The following is an 18,674-nucleotide window of genomic DNA, read 5'->3' as shown; positions in this document are numbered from 1 at the left end:
AACTTTCGTAAATCTTTAGACGAGCAATAATGCCATTAATACTTCCCGTAAAAGATAAATCGCCACAGCTGGGGGCTGATGTTTTTATCGCAGAGAATGCAACCATTGTAGGTGATGTCACCATCGGTAACAACTGTTCTGTTTGGTTTAATGCTGTAGTAAGAGGCGATGTTAATTCCATTACTATAGGTAATGAATCTAATATACAGGACGGAGCAGTAATACATGCCACATATCTTAAAGCTGCTACGCTAATAGGTAATCGTGTATCAGTTGGTCACAACGCTATTGTACATGGCTGCACAGTTCATGATAATGTATTAATCGGGATGGGAGCAATTGTTATGGATAAGGCGATCGTTGAACCTTATTGCATTATTGCTGCTGGTTCGGTAGTTTTAGAAAATACACATTGCGAATCCGGCCATATTTATGCGGGGGCTCCTGCAAAAAAAATAAAGCCCATTACTGATGAGCAACGGGCTTTATTAAATAAATTACCAGATAACTATGTCATGTATGCTGACTGGTTTAAATAGTTTCTAATTTTTTCTGGTGTTGTTTGGGGGATTGCTTAATCCTGAACGCTCATTTTTATTTTGATCCTCATTTTTCTGTTGAAAGATGCTTGTCTCCTGTATTTCAGGTGCTGTTAATGGGATGCTGATTTTTTCTTCTCTTTCCCAGTTGGCTCTAAGCGACATTTCTGTAGTTGAATACCAGATTTTTTCTGGTTGGGTGCCAGATTTAACGTCTCCGGTGTCCCATATTCCATTCTTGTTATCGTCATAAACAACTCTTATGAAATATTTTCCAGCAGGGTAGTTCGCAAAATTTATAGTACTGTTTTTTGCAATTACAGTTGATTTTATTGAATTTTTCTTCTCATCTATAAAGTCAACAATATATGTTTTGGTTGTATCCGGGATCTCTATTTTAAGTGCAAGGGTTCCATAGCTATCTGTTGTTTCCAGATTAAATCGTTTGCTGGCGTCTTTATTTTTAGTATTGAATATTGCCGAAAATGTTCCTGCTAAAAATTTAATATCATAAGGTTTTTTAACCTTCCAAGGGTATATAATATAGTATTTCAGAAAATCTGTACTATCTTTCACCAGCTGAAAATTAGTTCTCTTAACTGAGTCTTCCAGAAGAATAATTTTGGATTGATCTGCAGCAGTTATAGGGAATGGAAAAGATAGCGTGTACCGCTGATAAGGATTTAGCTTTCCATTACTTGTATTATCACTGATGGTGAGCTCCCTCGTATAGGTGTCTTTTTTACCTCTGGTTAAACTTACGGTTTGAAGCACCTTCCCCTTGTCCTGTATGGCGAGTTTAACGGAGTCAAAACTTAAATCAGTGAGCCATACTTTCGCGGTATCGTTTGTTTTGTTAAAGTGAAGATATTTTGTAGCATCAAGGGTAGGCGGGTCCATAACAGTAACTTTTGGATTCTTAAGCTGCTGATTGACAGTAATTAAAATACTGCCATCTGGGTTTAGTTTTCTTTCTAATACTCTGAAATCAGATGCCAGTTCTTTGAAAATCTTTATATTCTGGTTTTCCAGGTTTTTGTCAATAACCAACGGTTCTTTAACAAATCCTATTTCATCATTCAATTGCTGGTAAATTTTATCACCCCCGCCACTATTTTCTTTCAGCGCATATAGTTTGTAAGACCCCTTTCGCAAATTGCTTAATCTGTAATTTCCCGCACTATCAGTAGTAGTATAAATTGATGGTCGTTTCTTCCCAAATAATGTGTCCCTCTCTACCGGAAGAATAAATACGGTAACATCTTTTTCTAATTCTGCAGTAAGAGAATTGATTACCCTTCCTGAAATATATAGCGAATCAATTTCAGGGCCGGTAGAAAAAACGTAGGAAAGATTTTTTACAACATTTCCCTCATTTACGTCGGCTATTGATTTTCCGAAATTTAATGTGTAGGTAGTATTTTTTTCCAGGGAATCTTGAAGTTCAACTTCTAAACGCTTTTGGCGCTTCTTTAATATTGGTGCGGTCTCCTGATCTGGAGAAATTGAAAATTCCTTGTATTCATCTTTTATATTAAAGTATTCGTCAAACTCAATTATGATTTTTTTTGCTTTAAAATTGCGGGTTTGATTTTTTGGAACCATGCTTAATATTTTTGGTGGCTTTGTATCTTTCGGTCCACCCTGAGGACTTTGAATACTTGCACAACCAAAAAATAATAGCAACAATGTTAATGTTATAAAATTTCCAAGGTTAAAATATTGGTCTTTTATTTTTAGCATGTTTTAATCGTTCTAATGAATTTTTACTGTTTTTGGAACCTTAATATTAAAAATTGTTTTTAATCGCTTAAAATGCTTTATTTTAAGTTACTATTTTCTATGTTAAGTAATTGATTTACAGTTATTTAGTTATATAAACCATTAAAACCGATATATCTGAAGGAGAAACACCTGAAATTCTTGAAGCTTGACCCAATGTACGCGGTTTGATCTTGAATAATTTTTCCCTGGCCTCTTTTGAAAGAGATACAATTTTATTATAGTCAAAATCAGGATTTATTTCTCTATCTTCCATTTTCTGCATCTTGGCTACAATCTCATTTTCTTTTTCAAAATAGCTTTCGTATTTTATTTTGATTTCTGCCTGTTCAATGGTTTCTGTGTCGAGTTCATTCGTTGCTTTGGCTAATGGTTCGCTTACTTTAATCAGATCGTGTAGACCAACGTGTGGCCTTCCAACTAGACTATGGATTTTGACATTCTGTGTAAGCACGCTTGAACCCACCTGCTCAAGCATCGGATTTGCATCATTCATGTCAATCCCCTGAGTTTTAGTAAATTTAACCAATGCATCTGCATGTTCAATTTTTTTGTTGACTTTTTCTAATCTCTCGTCAGATATTAATCCAAGTTGATGTCCGATAGGAGTGAGGCGTATATCTGCATTATCTTGCCTTAATAAAAGTCTATGCTCTGCCCTGGAGGTAAACATCCTGTAAGGCTCTTCAGTCCCTTTGGTAACCAGGTCATCAATCAATACACCAATATAACTCTCCGATCTTTTCATAATCAGCTCATGCTTATCGGTTATTTTTTGATGGGCATTTATACCGGCCATAAAACCCTGGCAGGCCGCTTCTTCGTATCCTGTTGTTCCATTGATCTGGCCGGCAAGAAAAAGATTGCTGATTAATTTAGTTTCCAGCGTTAAAGATAGTTGGGTAGGAGGAAAGAAATCATATTCAATGGCATAGCCCGGTCTGAACATTTTTGCATTTTCGAAACCAGGTATTAAGCGTAGTGCTTTGAATTGTACATCTTCGGGTAAGGAAGTAGAGAAACCGTTTACATAAATTTCACAGGTATTCCACCCTTCAGGTTCAACAAAAATCTGATGCCTGTTTCTTTCTGCAAACCTATTAATCTTATCTTCAATTGATGGGCAATACCTGGGGCCGAGTCCTTTGATTCTACCGGTAAACATCGGTGATTTCTCAAATCCTTCTTTTAAAGTTTCATGCACCTCATCATTGGTATAGGTAATCCAGCAACACCTTTGATCTTTTGAAACTTCTGTATCGGTAAATGAAAATTTTCCTGGGTTTTCATCTCCCCATTGTTCTTCCATTTTAGAGTAATCCAAACTTCTGCCATCAACGCGTGGAGGAGTTCCGGTTTTCATTCTTCCAGACTCCATACCTAGCTCTACCAGTTGCTCAGTGATGCCTGTGGATGCCCTTTCTGCTGTTCTGCCTCCACCGAATTTTTTCTCGCCAATATGCATTACCCCATTCAGAAAGGTTCCGTTGGTTAATACAACAGCTGTACTTTCAACCTCAATTCCCAAAGATGTTTTAACACCATAAACGGTGTTATCCTTCACTAGAAGTCCCACTACATTATCTTGCCAAATGTCTACGTTAGGTGTCCTCTCCAACGCTAGTCTCCATTCTTCAGCAAAGCGCATCCTGTCTATTTGTGCTCTTGGACTCCACATGGCGGGGCCTTTCGATTTGTTAAGCATTCTAAACTGGATGGTCGACTTATCAGATATTATTCCTGAGTATCCACCCATGGCATCAACCTCTCGCACTATCTGACCTTTAGCTACACCACCCATAGCAGGATTACAACTCATTTGGGCAATTACCCCCATATTCATCGTAATGAGTAAAACTGAAGATCCCAGGTTGGCAGCAGCAGCAGCAGCTTCGCAGCCTGCATGTCCGGCACCAACAACAATTAAATCGTATTTTGAAAACATAATAATATTCTTCCATGTTCCACGTGGAACATTGTGTATTTTATCTTAATCTAAAGATATTTAATTTATCTTAATAACGTTCCACGTGAAACATCACGTTGACATTAGGTTCAAATTATTTATTCAGAAAGCTCCAACCAGCGCAGGGTATAATCATCAAGCTTTAGTTTAAGATTTACTATTTCGTCAGAAATTTCCTGAATTTTGATATAGTCTGTAGCATCTATTTTTAATAGTGTTTCATTTAACTTGGCAATGCTGTGCTCTGTATCAGACATTCCTTTTTCACTTTCCTCTAGTTCCTTTTGTTCCTTAAAACTTAGCTTCTTTACAGCTTTGACAGGAACTGATTCTACAACAGTGACAGGAGCTTTTTTGCTTTCTGTTTTTATTTTTGGTTGATCTAAGCTTAAACGGTATTCTGAATAATTGCCGTTATATATTTTAACTACGCCTTCTCCCTCCATAATGAACAACTGTTCGCTCATCTTATCTAGCAGGTACCTGTCGTGCGATACCAGCATTAAAATACCGGGGAAGTTTTCAAGGAATTCCTCCAATACATTTAGGGTATCTATATCCAGGTCGTTGGTCGGCTCATCCAGGATCAAAAAGTTTGGATTTTGCATCAATACTTTCATCAGATTCAAGCGCTTCTTTTCGCCACCACTTAATTTTTCTACCATGCCATGTTGTTTCTTTGGTGGAAATAGAAAAAGTGTAAGTAGGGCAGAGGCAGTAATCACCGATCCATCAGCCATCTTAATATATTCGGCATCGGATTTAACAACGTCGATAACACGCTCTTTTGGATCGAATGTTAATCCGCCCTGTTTATAGTATCCAAAAACTGTTGTTTCTCCGGTGTCAACAGTTCCCGAGTCGGGATTAAGGTTACTGGTGATTATATTTAACAAGGTAGATTTACCAGTACCATTTTTACCGGCTAATCCAATACGGTCGCCTTTTTTAAATGTATAGCTGAAATCATTGATAATTTCACGACCATCGAATCCCTTTTTTATATGATCCAATTCAATAATCTTGCCGCCCTGACGTGACATTTTCATTTTTAGGGTAATGCTTCCTGTATCTGATTTTTTCTTGGTTTTTTCCTCCAGGTCGTAAAAGGCATCAATCCTTGCTTGCGATTTCGTTGCTCTGGCCTGAGGCATTCTCCTCATCCATTCAAGTTCTTTCTTTAGTAACTGCTGGTTTTTATGAAGCACCGTTGAATCCAATGCCTCCCTTTCAGCTTTTTTCTCAAGGAAGTAAGCATAGTTTCCATTGTAGTTGAATATCTTTCCACCGTCTAACTCAACAATTGTATTACATACATTATCTAAAAAGTACCGGTCGTGTGTAACCAATAGAATTGTTTTCTGACCCGTAGTGAGCAATTTTTCCAGCCATTCTATGGTGTCGATATCAAGATGGTTGGTAGGTTCATCCAGAACCAGGATTTCAGGATCTTCAATAAGTAGTTTGGCCAAAGCAAGCCTTTTGCGCTGTCCGCCGGAAAGTGTCGCAATCTTCTGCTGAAGATGGGTAATGCCCATGCGGTTAAGGATGGTCTTAATCTCATGTTCGTATTCCCAGGCATTATGTTCACTTAATTCTTCATATAACCTATTGAGTGCTTTATCATCAGGGTTCTCTTGCTCAATTAATTCTTCATATTCTTTTATCAGCTGTTGCTGCTTATTTTCCAGTGAAAAAATAAAATCACTAATAGAATATCCATCGTTAAACTGGGGCTCCTGGTCGAGAAATCCAATTTTTACCGATTTGTTTTTCACAATTTTTCCTTCAAGTGGAGGAAACCTTTCTGCCAATAGTTTTAGGAGTGTGCTCTTTCCAGCACCATTAATTCCAACTAACGCTACGCGCTGCCCTGAATTGATCCCGAGGGTTAAGTTTTTAAATAGCCATTCGTCGTGATAACCATGACCCAAGCTTTCTGCCGCAATTAAAGTGCTCAATGTAATTTGTTTTTCAGATTTGTAAAGAGAAATTAGAGCAAAAGTACGGATAATATATTTGGAACTTAGTTATGTATCATTGTGGAATAATATATTTTACTCAGGAGTAATAATTGTTGGAAATACTACAATCTGGAATGCTTAATAATAGCTAAATAAGGTGCCGTGTTTAACACATTGCCAGAAACGAAAAACAGTGGCTGGAATCGCTCCGCCACTGCTTCTATCATTAACTAAAACTAAACTTTTATCTTGATCAACTGGGTATTCAAATATCAATACTTCAGTTCTGTATCTTTTTAACGTATATCAATAAGACTATCAACTATAAAATATGTTGCAGGTGAACAACAGTTATTATACCATCAAAGCCTTAGTATCGACGAACAGACATTACTTTACTACGAACGCCAGTCAGAAATGTATTAATATTGAAATTATCCACGATTGTTTTACACCAGGGTGATGATGTTAGCATTCTTAAACACGAGATAAACTTGCGCTAAAGAAATTAAGCTTATGGGATGGCACATTAAAAGGTGGTTAGGTATTTCTTTCGCCACTCTCTGTTGAAAAACGTATGATGCAATGTTCTATGCTACATGTGGCCACAATCTGAAGCCATGAAACAGATGATCGGGGAGCGATGCGCTTATGATGGAATACTAGAGACATCTCAATCTCAGTTTTCTAAAGCTCACGTATTGCGAGATATTCATTTTCTTTATCAGTCATCAGTGTTTTAGCGATTTTGCCCTTGTCTTTGTAACCTAGTAAGTGCAAAGTCCCATGTATAATAATTCGGCATACCTCATCAAAATCATTGGTTTTATAGATTTTAGCATTTTCTTTCACACGCTCGATACTGATAAAAATGTCGCCAATAATTAGTTTTTCTACTTCTGAATTATCAAAAGTAATAATATCAGTGTAGGTATCATGATTAAGATACTGCTGGTTAATGCCAAGCAAGTATTCATCACTACAGAATATGAAATTTAATTGTTCAAGGCTGTAGCCTTCATTTTCAATGGTATTTTTGATCCACTTCTTCAATTTTAGCTTATTAGGAAGCTTATAAGATACAGACTCGTTGAAAAATGAAATAGCAGGCATATGAGTTCTTTTATCTGGCAAATTTAGAAAATATAAGTCAGCAATTGATTTGAAAACATCAAGCGTAGGTCAACAGGGGGTTAATAGGAGCTTAACAGGGGGTTGATAGGGGGTTAGTAGGGGCAAATCCCTGTTAACTCCTTGTCGATCCCCTTTCAGGCCCCTGTTAAAGAGCCGCCACGAATGCGGCTGAACACATGTAGATACGCACAGAAAGCTGACTATTTCCATACAAGTAAATACAGATTATTTTTAATGAAAAAAAGCCTGGAAATGATAACGTTGAAAGGGCGAAGATCTGTTTCATCGATTTTGTGCAATTGATGAGATCAGCGGAAGGAATATTGTCGTTTACCATTCCAATCTGAATGGCAATTTAGGCTATTAATTGGCCTTAATATACTGGTTCATGTTCAGTGACTTGAGGTACTGCGAAACTTTGTTTTTATAATAATAATTCAATGTTGGCGGTACTTTCTGCAACATATCATTACCGTTCTGTTCTTGTTTTTTGAAATCATCAAGCATTTTTTGATAGGATGGAGGGAACTGCTGAGCTGCTTTGCTTTCACGTTTTGAGTCTTCCTCCTGGTCACGTTCAGCTTTTTCAGCTTCAAGTAGTTTGGTTAAAAGATCCTTTTGTCGGTTAAGCGTTTCCTGTTGCAGTCGTTTATTAACTAAGTCGCTTTCAGTCTGCTTCATTTCTTTTATGGCTTCGTTAAGATTGCCCATTTTGCCTGAGCCGTCTTTGTTATCCTCCCTGTTTATTTTTTCGAGGGCCTGTCGAATCATTTGCTGTTGCTGTGCCATTTTTCCAAATTCCTGGCTCATTTCTCCTTTTCCTACCGTTCCCTGGTTTCCACCTTGTTTCTGCATTTTTTCGCGTGCCTGCTGCATACCTTTGTTCAACTGCTCCTGCATTTGCGAAAGCTGCTTCATTCCCTGTTTCTGTTTCTTTCCACTTCCGCTTTTACTGTTTTTCTTCATGTTTTGCAATTGGTTCAATGCTTCGCTTAACATTAAACCCAGGTTGTTAATCGAAGTCATGGTAAATTGCTGATAACGGTTAGCTTCGGCTGTTTTACGGTCACCTAAACTTTCCAGACTTTTATCTAGGTTGAAGTTAATTTTGTTCATTTCTTCATTTACTGTCGATTCTATCTGGGGAACGCGTTTGCTTAAAGCAAATAAACTATCAGCAATGGTTTTCAAATTGTCTTTTAAACTTCGCTGTTTCTGCACATTTGAAGTATATGCAGGATCGGCGGCTGTCATCTTCTTTAGATTGAGCATTACCTGTTCCTGCTCGAACGAAGTGTTCAACAGGTTCTCAAGCAATCTTCTCAGTTCTTTGGCATTCAGGTTGTTTTCCATTTCTTCTCCCTGCTGCTGCATATCACTCATCTTTTTAGATAGTTTTTCCATTTGCTCACCAGCTTTCTGCTGTTTTTGGCTGGCGGATTTATGATCTTTCTTGTCCAGTGATTCTTTACTGTCCTGCTGCTCTTTCTGGATATCCTGAACATCCTTTTCGGGATTTTCAAAGGGGTTGGGGCGTTCAAGCGCTTGGTTCTTCTCTTCTAACTTCTTCAAATCCTCTTTCAGGTCGTTCATTTCCCTGTTCAGTTCATCCTGCTTCTTTTTTAACGACTCACTATCCTGTTTTTTGTCGGTTGTTTGTTGGGCCAGATCTTTTTGTTCTTGGGCAAGTTCATTCAAACGGTTGATATCATTCTGAAGGTTCTGTTCAAAATCAAGTTGTTTATAAAGTTCAAGGATTCTATCCAGCTCATTTTTTAGCGTTTTATTATCCAGCTGCATTTTCGACAGTTCATTCTGAGTCTGATCTTTATTTTTATCGTTAATCAGATTTTGAAGTTTCTGTAGCAATTCTTTGGTTTTTTCATCCAGTACGTTGTCGAAAAGGTCTTTGATTTGTTTCTGCTTTTCTAAAAGTTCCTGTGTTTGTTGTTGATCTTCCTGATTCTGAATGTTTTTGTCATTCTGTGCCTTAATTTCTTTAACAGCTTCATCCAGCTGCTTTTGTTTATCTAAAAGCGATTCTATCTGTTTTTTGTCCTCAAAGGAAATTTGTTTTTTATCTATCAGGCTTTCTGCTACTTTTTTACTTTCTTTCTCAATCGTATTTGCCAGCCGTATTGCCGATTGCATTTTCTGTTTCAAAGCCTGGTTACCTGCATTGATCTGATCGGCGGTTTCCTTTTTAGTTGGCTCTTTAAAGGTTTTGATTTCAGATCTGGTAATCTTCGAGCCATTTACGCCATCGTTATCGGCTACTTCAAAATAATATTCTATCTCCTGGCCAGGTTCAGCCATGATGCTTTTTAGATCCCAGAAATGAAAAAACAGATTTTCAGTGGCATTGGCTTTAATTGGAATATTTCGTGTAACCGTTTTGACAACTTTGTTGTGCTCTTTAACATTGTATTTAAAACTTAAACGGCTGAATCCATAATCGTCTGTTACCTGTCCGCTAAAATAAAGTGTTTTGTTACTTGTTGAGTCCGGTTTCTCCTCTACAATTATTGCAGGAGATTGATCTTTAATGATCGTAATCCGATGTGTTAACGAATCTCTGTTGGCAACATCATCATTTATGGGGGTAATACTATAATTACTATTTTCCATTATCTTAGAAACAAAACCTGTTGCGTTCGAATGAAGCGGAAGATCAAATACCTTTCCATTCAATACAAACAAAATAGCATCACTCTCTTGTGTTTTAAAATGCCAGATTACCTTTGTTCCTTCTGGTAGTAACATATCGCCAACATTGGCAATATCCTCAGTACGTTTGCCTAGATAGGATGGATAAGATAGCGTTGCAGTTGTATTTAAAAGTTCCGGACGTGGTTTAACATTTACGGTAAAAACTGATGAATTGAAACCACCACCTTTAAAAATCAGTTTTTTATCCTCCTGAATATTTTTAAGGGCATAATTAAATTTACTGATACCTTCTTTTTCAAGCCTGTAAGTGTTTTTTCCATCTTCAACATAAATTTCTGCCGGAAAGTTGTCACCATCAAGTTTTAAATTGATGACCAAATCATCCCCCTGCGTGGCCATTAAGCTTTTGTTTAGTATAACAAATTTAAAGGGTGCTTTTGGACTGATATATTCATCGTATTTAAAAAAACTATTAGTTCCTTCACGCAATATTGCCGGAGCAATTACCCCCGTTAGAAGGATAATCGAAACAGGGATTAAAAGATATTTTAAATACTTTTTATTATCGTTAATGCGTACGGCAGTATAAAATGGAACAGGCCGCAGTTCCAGAATTTTCTGATCAATACTAGCTAAAATGAGTTGGCTTTGCTCAGGTTTGCTATCGGCAAGCCGATGTAACTGAAGGGTATTGAGTAGTTTATCTTTAATATCCGAGAAATGATTACCAATAATGATTGACGCTTCATCAAAACTTAGGTGTTTGCCCAGCTTAAGCATAGATAAAGCTGGTTTAACAATAAAAAAATAAATTAAGGTTACGCCCAGAAAAAGGTAAGCATAGAAAATAAAGGTCTTGAAAACAATTGAAGGGTGAAAGTAATAATTACTTAAAAAAACAACGATGTATACAGCTAAAAGAATGGTCGATGTATAAATACTACCCCTCAATATCTGGTTTAGATAGAATTTACGGATGAATTCATCTATTTTTTTTAGTAACTCATTGTAATTATTACTCACCATATCTCCGTAAATGTAAAAATTGTTCGCATCAATTAAAAGAGCTCATTTTTAATAGCTTTCGATTTTTACTTAAAATCGTTCGGGTCTGTTAAGTTATTCATAATATTCCTTTAATTTTAATTAATACAAAGGTTACATAGATTTTAAACAGGTGTTATGATAAAGGCATACTTTTGATTTTTTTTATAAATATCTAACACAATGAAACAAGCATTTATTTTTACCCTAATGGTATTCATTTTCACTACATCTTTTGCTCAGAAATTTAACTGGAACAAAAATCAGGTTATTGCTCACCGGGGGGCATGGAAAAAAAACAATTTTCCGCAAAATTCTATTGCTTCGCTAAATGAAGCAGTAAGGTTGGGCTGTTATGGATCAGAGTTCGATGTCTGGATGACCGCAGATGATATACTGGTTGTTAATCATGATCCTGAATTCCAGGGCTTAACGATTGAAAAAGTTAAATATGAGGAGTTACTGACCAAAACAATGAGTAACGGAGAAAAAATACCAACGCTCGAAGCTTACCTAAAAGAAGGTAAAAAGCAACGGTCAACAAAGCTTATTCTCGAAATCAAGCCCTCGTTAATAAGTAAAGAACGTGGAATCGAGGTGACCAATAAAGCTATTCAAATGGTCAAGAAAGTAGGAGTAATCGATTGGACAGAATACATTAGTTTTGATTACGACTATTGTAAAAGGATTCTTGAGGTTCTTCCTAAAGCCAAAGTAGCCTACCTGAAGGGTGATATTTCTGCAGAGCAAATGAAGGCCGACCACCTAACAGGTGTCGATTATCATTATAGCATATATCAAAAGGATGGATGGATTGAAAACGCAAAAAAACTGGGCTTAACAGTTAACGCATGGACAGTGAATACAGTTCCTGAAATCCAGTGGCTTTTAAAAGAGCAGGTTGATTACATTACTACAAATGAACCTGAACTTACCTTTGAGGAAGTAAAGAAATTCACCGGAAAAAAGGAAAATTAATTCGGCTTGGTGAGTGTTGGAACAATTATGTCATTTGCGGCTGTTGTATCAGGTTATTTTAGAATTTTACATGGGAGATATAGTACTTTGTGCTTCTTGAAAGTATTTAGGTAATAATACATTGTTTATGGACTCAAGAAGAGAATTTCTAAAAAAGGCAGCTTTATTTGCTGGTACAACCGGGATGGCCAATACCCTGCCTGGATCAATATTAAAGGCCATGACCATTAATGCTGATCCTGGTACTACATTTTACGACGCTGAACACATTGTATTCCTGATGCAGGAGAACCGCTCTTTTGATCATATGTTTGGAAAAATGAAAGGTGTGAGGGGTTTCAACGATCCCCACCCGCACATTCAACCCGATGGTAACAAGGTATGGTTACAAAAAGATGGTCAGGGATATACTTACGCACCTTTTCACATTGATATTAATAAAACAAAAATTACCTGGCAGGGGGGATTGCCACATTCATGGAATGATCAGGTAGCGGCAAGAAATGGCGGGCGATACGATAAATGGCTGCCTGTAAAAACACCCATGACACTTGCCTACTATAACCGCGACGATATTCCCTTCTATTACCAACTCGCCGATGCGTTCACAATTTGCGACCAGCATTTTTGCTCTTCCTTAACCGGTACTACTCCCAATCGTTTGTTCTTTTTTACAGGAACTATCAGAGGGGAGAAAAGTGAAAACAAGGTGGCGGTAGTGAATAATGACCAGGCCGAATCACAAAACGATGTTTTTGTAGATTGGCCGACTTTCCAGGAACTCTTAGAAGATAATGGAATTGACTGGCGAATTTATCAGAACGAGTTATGGACTTCAAGGCTTCCTCAGGGCGAGGTCGATGACTGGCTCGGTAATTATGGAGATAATCCGATAGAGTATATCAGCAGACACAATGTGAAGCTTTCTGCTTATTTTAGGCAAAACGGCGATAAAACCGTTAAACCTGCTTTAACTGCAGCAGAAGTTCAGGCCAAATATGATAAACTTTCTCAAAGGGAGAAAAATCTAATTGATAAAGCCTTTCAAACCAATATCAGCGAGAAGAATTACCTGGATTTAGCTCCATTCTCATTTAAAAATAATTTAGGAAAAACGGAAACAATTAATCTGCCAAAAGGGGATATTTTTCATCAATTCAGGAAAGACGTTGATTCAGGAAAATTACCTGCAGTTTCATGGTTGGTGGCACCACAAAAATTTTCCGACCATACCAGTTCTCCGCTTTACGGTACCTGGTATGTAAGTGAGGCATTAGATATTTTAACCAAAAATCCGGAGGTTTGGAAAAAGACCATTTTCATACTTACCTATGATGAAAACGATGGTTATTTTGATCACCATCCACCATTCGTAGTGCCAAATCCCAGTGATCCGGCAAGTGGCAAAGTATCTGATGGAATTAATTTTGCCACCGATTTTGAAACAAAAAAAGGCAGTCCGATTGGATTAGGTTACCGCGTACCCCTGGTGATTGCTTCTCCATGGAGCAAAGGAGGCTTCGTAAACTCTCAGGTTTTTGACCATACTTCATCGTTAATGTTTATGGAAAAGTGGCTGACTAAAAAATCAGGGAAAACCATTAAGAGTAAGAACATAAGTGACTGGCGTCGTCATATCTGTGGTGATTTAACATCAGCTTTCAGGCCATATAATGGTGAGGTGATTCCTTCGCCCGAATCATTGAAGCGCGATAATGTTGTAACAAGTATTATAAATGCCAAAAATAAACCCGCTCAAACTGGTCCCGTGGCATTAAATAAAACTGAAGTCAATAAGGTTAACGATCTTGAGTCATTTTCAAAACAGAATTCTGTGCATCTTCCCTTTCAGGAACAAGGTACCAAACCAGCCAGTGCACTGCCATATCAATTATCTGTCGATGCCAGATTAGTTAACAGGCAACTGGAAATTACATTTAAATCAGTTAAGACACTTTTCGGTAGCGAAGTTGAAACGGTGGGCGCCCCTTTTACCATGAACACAAGTTCGAGTTACAAGGGTGTTGTTGGCAAAACATGGGCATATGCAGTTAAGGCAGGTGATAGCATTACAGAGAGGATCAATATTGAAGATTTTGATGATAATGTCTACGATTTTAGAATCACAGGACCTAATGGGTTTTACAGGCACTTTAAAGGAAATTCGAAGAATCCTGAAATTGATATTAAAGCATCGTCAGAACAAAGTGGCATTCTGAATAAGAAAAATACCGGAAATCTGACATTTTCTTTGCAGAACAATAGTGCTTTGCCACTTACTGTTCAGGTTATTGACAATAAGTTTAGGGCGGCAATCCAAAATATCAACCTAAAACCAAAATCGATCTCAACCGTAATACTAAATTTGTCCAAAAGTGCACATTGGTATGATTTCAGCATCCTACAGAGTGGAAATCCAGACTTCAAACATCGCTATGCCGGAAAGGTTGAAACGGGAGAAATAACCACAACCGATCCTTTTATGGGAAATACTGTGTAAACATTCTAAATGCAAAAAGGCTTCAGAATTCCTGAAGCCTTTTTTAAATGATTTGTAAATCCTAAAATACAATCGGTAATTCTATCTGCGTTTTGTCCCAGGCCGCAACCAGAGTTGCACCTTTTTCAACATTTGTAAAGGTAATAGAAAAGTATTCGATGGGTTTTGGCAATGTTTTTACCGGAACATTCACACGAACAATGTCTTTCCTGGAATCATAGGTAAACGCACCCCATCTATCTGTTTGCAAATTCAAAATAATTGTCCAGCTATCTTTATTAGGAATAGCAAATAAACTATAGGTACCAGCCTTGACTCTCTTGCCCCCAATGGTCACCTTTTTGAAAAAACGTATTTCAGTATTCTCATTCGCTCCAAAGCGCCATACATTTCCGTATTGCTCCAAGACACCGAAAATATCACGCCCCTTTTTTTGCGGGCGGGAATAGATGACCTTTATGATCGGTTCAACCAAATCATTGGCTTTCGCCTTAGTCACATTTAAAGGAAAATATACAATATCTGCTGGACTTGAATCTGCCGCAGGAAATTTAATGTCCGCATTAGTTGCTACCTGAGCACTAACATTGAAGCATATAAGAGCGAAAACAACAATGAAGATATTTCTCATTTGCTGTAAATTAATTAACAAGCTTTAAATAGGGATGTTTAATTGCCAGGGAGATAGCTGAATAGACTAGTATTTTCTGCCTTTTACAATAGCATTTAAGAACAAGCCCGCTGAAAGTAAGCCAAATACACCGCCTAATAAAGCGAAAATATAGTTTTGTGTAATGATTGCTCCGGTTAGAACTCCAAAGAATAAACCCAAAGCATAATATAACCAATTGAAATTATTGCTGCTGTTTTCTTGTACACTCATGTTTTTGTTATTTGGTGCCAAAGTTAATATTTATTTTAGAAATGAGTGCCGTGTATGAAATTTAATATAGTACTACACCACTTATTGTAATCATTTATCAGGATAATGTAAAAGATAGTATAATATATTTGGATTTTAATCAATCGTTTGATTAATTTTGTGCCGTCAAAAAGAAATGAAAACAGAAAAAATAGATAAAAAACAAGCTATACTCGATGCTGCCGAGAAACTGTTCTGTGAAACAGGATATGAAGGCACTTCCACGCGACAGATCGCAAAAGAATCTGGTGCAAATATGGCAATGATTAATTATTATTTCGGTTCGAAAGAAGGGGTATTCGTGGAAATTATGAATAACCGAATTGCTGGCTTTGCTTCTCAATTACGCATCATTAATGAAGATAAAATAACCTCGCTTGAAAAATTACACAAAGTAATTGAGGGTTACGCAAACAGGATTCTTGCCAACACAGCTTTTCATAAAATGATGCATAGGGAGTTGTCTCTAACTCAACGACCTGAAATGTACGATAAAATAAAAGATGCCATGAGCCATAATATGCAGCTCATTGATCGGATTATTAATGAGGGAATGGAAAATGGAACTTTTAATCAGATCGATGGCCGCATGATTATTGCAACCATAATGGGCACACTTACCAATATTGTGATTTCTCCGAACAAAGTGATGCCGTGCTCGAATTTCGATTTAAACGACCCGAAGGATAATAAAATAATCAAAGACAGGGCGATAGCCTATCTGAAAGACTTAACAACAGTTTATTTAACAACAAAAAAATGATACCCAAATCAATAAGATTAATGCTTGTGGCATCATTAGTACCTGCTGCTTTATTTGCACAAGGCATTAAGGAACTAAATATCAACCAGGCAATCGAACTTGGCATAGCCAATAGTAAGAATTTAAAACTGTCGCAAAATAAAATAGACCAGGCAGTGGCGAAGCTGGAAGTAGTTAAAGATAATGTACTTCCAACCGGTAATGCAAGCTTTTTATACAACCATGCTGAAATACCAACCAATACTTTTAGTTTAGGTGAAGGCTCTAGTACATTAAACCTTCCAAAAAGAGCTGATGCTTTTGTAGGAACGGCAGCAATACAGGAACTCGTGTATGGTGGGGGTAAGTTAAAATATGCTAAAGCATCTACTAAATTATTAGCTGATGTTGCGCGTCTGGATGCCGACAAAAACAAGGAAGAGATAACCTATGCTATAATCAGTACTTATTATTCATTGTATAAGGTCGAACAAAGCAAAAAAGTAGTGGCCCAGAATCTGGAGTCTATCGCCGCTCAGATCAAACAGGCACAGCGGTTTTTTGAACAAGGTATTGTCACTAAAAATGATGTACTCAGATTTCAATTACAACAAGCTAACGTAACTTTAACACAGTTGGATATCGAAAGCAATCGCAAGGTAATTAATTATAATCTCGATATTCTATTGGGTTTACCGGAAGATACTGACGTTAAAATTGTTGATCCGGCAGCGGAATCAAAAGTTGCAGGTTCACTAAATGAATATATTAATATGGCTTTAGCCAATCGTCAGGAGCTGAAACAACTTGATGTACAAAATAAAGTTGCTGGCTTCAATGTTAAAAGCATAAAAGCAAATACCCTGCCTACGGTTGGTGTTGGAGCAAATCTTTATTACATTAATCCAAGTGGAAGTTTCGTTCCGCCAGTAAATCAGTACCTGTTGCCGGTAACGGTTGGAGCTACTGTTTCATGGAATTTTGGTAACCTGTGGACAAATAAAAACAAGGTAAATGAAGCGAAGATTCAGCAAAGCGAAATTACCCTGCAGAAAGATATTCTATCTGATCAGGTAAAAACGGATATTAACAGAAACTACCAGACCTATCAGGTAGCGGTCAATAAGATCCAGGTTTTAGAAACCTCAATTTCACAGGCTACAGAAAACGATAAGTTATTAGCATCCAAGTACAAAAATAATGTAGCCTCGGTTACGGATAGAATTGATGCTGAAACTTTATTATATCAAGCCAAAATTAACTTAGAAATAGCCAAAGCCGATGCAGGTTTAGCCTATTATACATTATTAAAATCAACAGGAAAAATAACGCAATAAATACAACAATGACAACTGAAAAGAAAAATAAAAGTAAAGTAGTACCGATCATTTTAGGTGTTTTACTAGTAATAGGTATCGTTTTTGGTATCACCGAGTGGAGTTATTATAGCAAGCACGTAGATACAGATGATGCACAGATTGATGGAGACATCAGCCCGGTAGTTGCTCGTGTTGGCGGTTATGTAAAAGACATCAACTTCGAAGAGAATACACACGTAACAGAGGGACAGGTTCTGGTTAAACTTGACGATAACGATTATAAAGTAAAATTAGAACAGGCACAATCTGGTCAAAAAGGGGCCAGTGCAGGTGTAGGTGTAGCTGAATCTCAGATTGTAGCAACTCAGGCAAATACCAGCACAGCTAAAGCAAATGTAGAATCGGCTAAAGCAAATGTTCAGGCGGCTGTAGTTAAATTGAATCTGGCTCAGAAAGATTTTAATCGTTATGCAAACCTGGTTAAAGACGGTTCCATTACACAACAGGCATTCGATCAGTCTAAAGCAAACAAAGAAGCAGCAGAAGCAGGAAAACAAGTTGCTCAGGCAGCTTATCAGGCGGCACAAGATCAATACACGGCGGCTGTAAAACAGGTTGGTACAACTCAGTCGCAGTTAGCAGTGAGCAGTAACGTGATCAGCCAACGCCAGAGTGATATCGATTTCGCTAAGCTCCAGCTATCATATACTGATATTAAATCTCCTGCAACAGGACTGGTTTCTAAAAAGAATGTTCAAAAAGGACAGTTGGTTCAAGCCGGACAGTCTTTATTCTCTGTAGTTAATGATGGAAGTTTATATGTAACGGCAAATTTCAAAGAAACTCAGCTAGAGAAGATTAAGGAAGGTTCTAAAGTTGAAATAGAAATTGATGCTTATCCTGATCAAAAGGTAGAGGGAGAGGTTTATAACTTCTCACCAATTACAGGTGCTAAAGGCTCTCTTTTACCTCCAGATAATGCTACTGGTAACTTTGTAAAAGTTGTTCAACGTATCCCTGTTAAAATTAAAATTCATCCATCAAAGGAATTGTTAGCAAAATTACGTCCAGGAATGAGCGTTAAGGCTTCAGTTTCTACTAACTAAAAATTAAA

At 37.3% G+C, this 18,674-nt stretch carries 13 protein-coding genes; 6 read left to right on the top strand and 7 right to left on the bottom strand.

Annotated features, from left to right (window positions below; genetic code table 11):
* The first annotated feature begins 29 nt into the window (after positions 1–29).
* The gene (locus AB669_RS12695; protein ID WP_047799696.1) at positions 30–539 is read left to right on the top strand and encodes a gamma carbonic anhydrase family protein; all 510 of its coding nucleotides are present in this window, start codon (positions 30–32) and stop codon (positions 537–539) included.
* Between the two features lie 3 nt (positions 540–542).
* Here the strand turns inward: AB669_RS12695 and AB669_RS12690 are convergent, their stop codons facing one another.
* From AB669_RS12690 to AB669_RS12670, 5 genes are all read right to left on the bottom strand, one after another.
* Positions 543–2,282, bottom strand: a complete 1,740-nt coding sequence (locus AB669_RS12690) for an Ig-like domain-containing protein (RefSeq protein ID WP_082120669.1) — start codon at positions 2,280–2,282, stop codon at positions 543–545.
* Positions 2,283–2,403: 121 nt separating this feature from the next.
* The gene (gene mnmG, locus AB669_RS12685; protein WP_047799695.1) at positions 2,404–4,266 is read right to left on the bottom strand and encodes a tRNA uridine-5-carboxymethylaminomethyl(34) synthesis enzyme MnmG; all 1,863 of its coding nucleotides are present in this window, start codon (positions 4,264–4,266) and stop codon (positions 2,404–2,406) included.
* 119 nt (positions 4,267–4,385) lie between these two features.
* A complete protein-coding gene (locus tag AB669_RS12680; RefSeq protein WP_047799694.1) occupies positions 4,386–6,248 on the bottom strand; it encodes an ABC-F family ATP-binding cassette domain-containing protein in 1,863 nt (620 codons plus the stop codon).
* Positions 6,249–6,938: 690 nt separating this feature from the next.
* Complete coding sequence (gene ybeY, locus AB669_RS12675; RefSeq protein WP_047799693.1) at positions 6,939–7,364, bottom strand: rRNA maturation RNase YbeY; 426 nt, start codon at positions 7,362–7,364, stop codon at positions 6,939–6,941.
* Between the two features lie 384 nt (positions 7,365–7,748).
* Positions 7,749–11,081, bottom strand: a complete 3,333-nt coding sequence (locus AB669_RS12670; RefSeq protein ID WP_047799692.1) for a DUF4175 family protein — start codon at positions 11,079–11,081, stop codon at positions 7,749–7,751.
* Positions 11,082–11,282: 201 nt separating this feature from the next.
* Here AB669_RS12670 and AB669_RS12665 point away from each other — a divergent pair, with 201 nt between their 5' ends.
* Positions 11,283–12,077: a glycerophosphodiester phosphodiesterase family protein gene (locus AB669_RS12665; RefSeq protein WP_047799691.1), complete on the top strand. Its 795-nt coding sequence runs from the start codon at positions 11,283–11,285 to the stop codon at positions 12,075–12,077.
* Positions 12,078–12,204: 127 nt separating this feature from the next.
* Positions 12,205–14,577 carry a phosphocholine-specific phospholipase C gene (locus tag AB669_RS12660; protein ID WP_047799690.1) on the top strand — a complete coding sequence of 791 codons (2,373 nt, stop codon included), beginning with the start codon at positions 12,205–12,207 and terminating at the stop codon, positions 14,575–14,577.
* A 61-nt stretch (positions 14,578–14,638) separates the two neighbouring features.
* Here the strand turns inward: AB669_RS12660 and AB669_RS12655 are convergent, their stop codons facing one another.
* Positions 14,639–15,208 (bottom strand): DUF2911 domain-containing protein, encoded by a 570-nt coding sequence (locus AB669_RS12655; protein ID WP_047799689.1) that lies wholly within the window; start codon positions 15,206–15,208, stop codon positions 14,639–14,641.
* A gap of 66 nt (positions 15,209–15,274) precedes the next feature.
* Positions 15,275–15,460, bottom strand: coding sequence for a hypothetical protein (locus AB669_RS12650; protein ID WP_047799688.1), 186 nt, complete (start codon positions 15,458–15,460; stop codon positions 15,275–15,277).
* A 175-nt stretch (positions 15,461–15,635) separates the two neighbouring features.
* On the opposite strand from AB669_RS12650, the gene AB669_RS12645 reads away from it, so the two are divergent.
* The 3 genes from AB669_RS12645 to AB669_RS12635 are packed head-to-tail and all read left to right on the top strand — an operon-like array spanning position 15,636 to position 18,666.
* Positions 15,636–16,262: a TetR/AcrR family transcriptional regulator gene (locus AB669_RS12645; protein WP_047799687.1), complete on the top strand. Its 627-nt coding sequence runs from the start codon at positions 15,636–15,638 to the stop codon at positions 16,260–16,262.
* Complete coding sequence (locus tag AB669_RS12640) at positions 16,259–17,578, top strand: TolC family protein (RefSeq protein WP_047799686.1); 1,320 nt, start codon at positions 16,259–16,261, stop codon at positions 17,576–17,578. The genes AB669_RS12645 and AB669_RS12640 overlap by 4 nt, the downstream gene beginning before the upstream one ends.
* 8 nt (positions 17,579–17,586) lie before the next feature.
* Positions 17,587–18,666 carry an HlyD family secretion protein gene (locus AB669_RS12635; protein ID WP_047799685.1) on the top strand — a complete coding sequence of 360 codons (1,080 nt, stop codon included), beginning with the start codon at positions 17,587–17,589 and terminating at the stop codon, positions 18,664–18,666.
* Positions 18,667–18,674 lie beyond the last annotated feature (8 nt).

It is taken from the genome of Pedobacter sp. BMA (genome assembly GCF_001027745.1).
Classification (GTDB): Bacteria; Bacteroidota; Bacteroidia; order Sphingobacteriales; family Sphingobacteriaceae; genus Pedobacter.
Note: the sequence above shows the minus strand (reverse complement) of the source record. Positions and strands in the feature narration are given on the sequence as shown.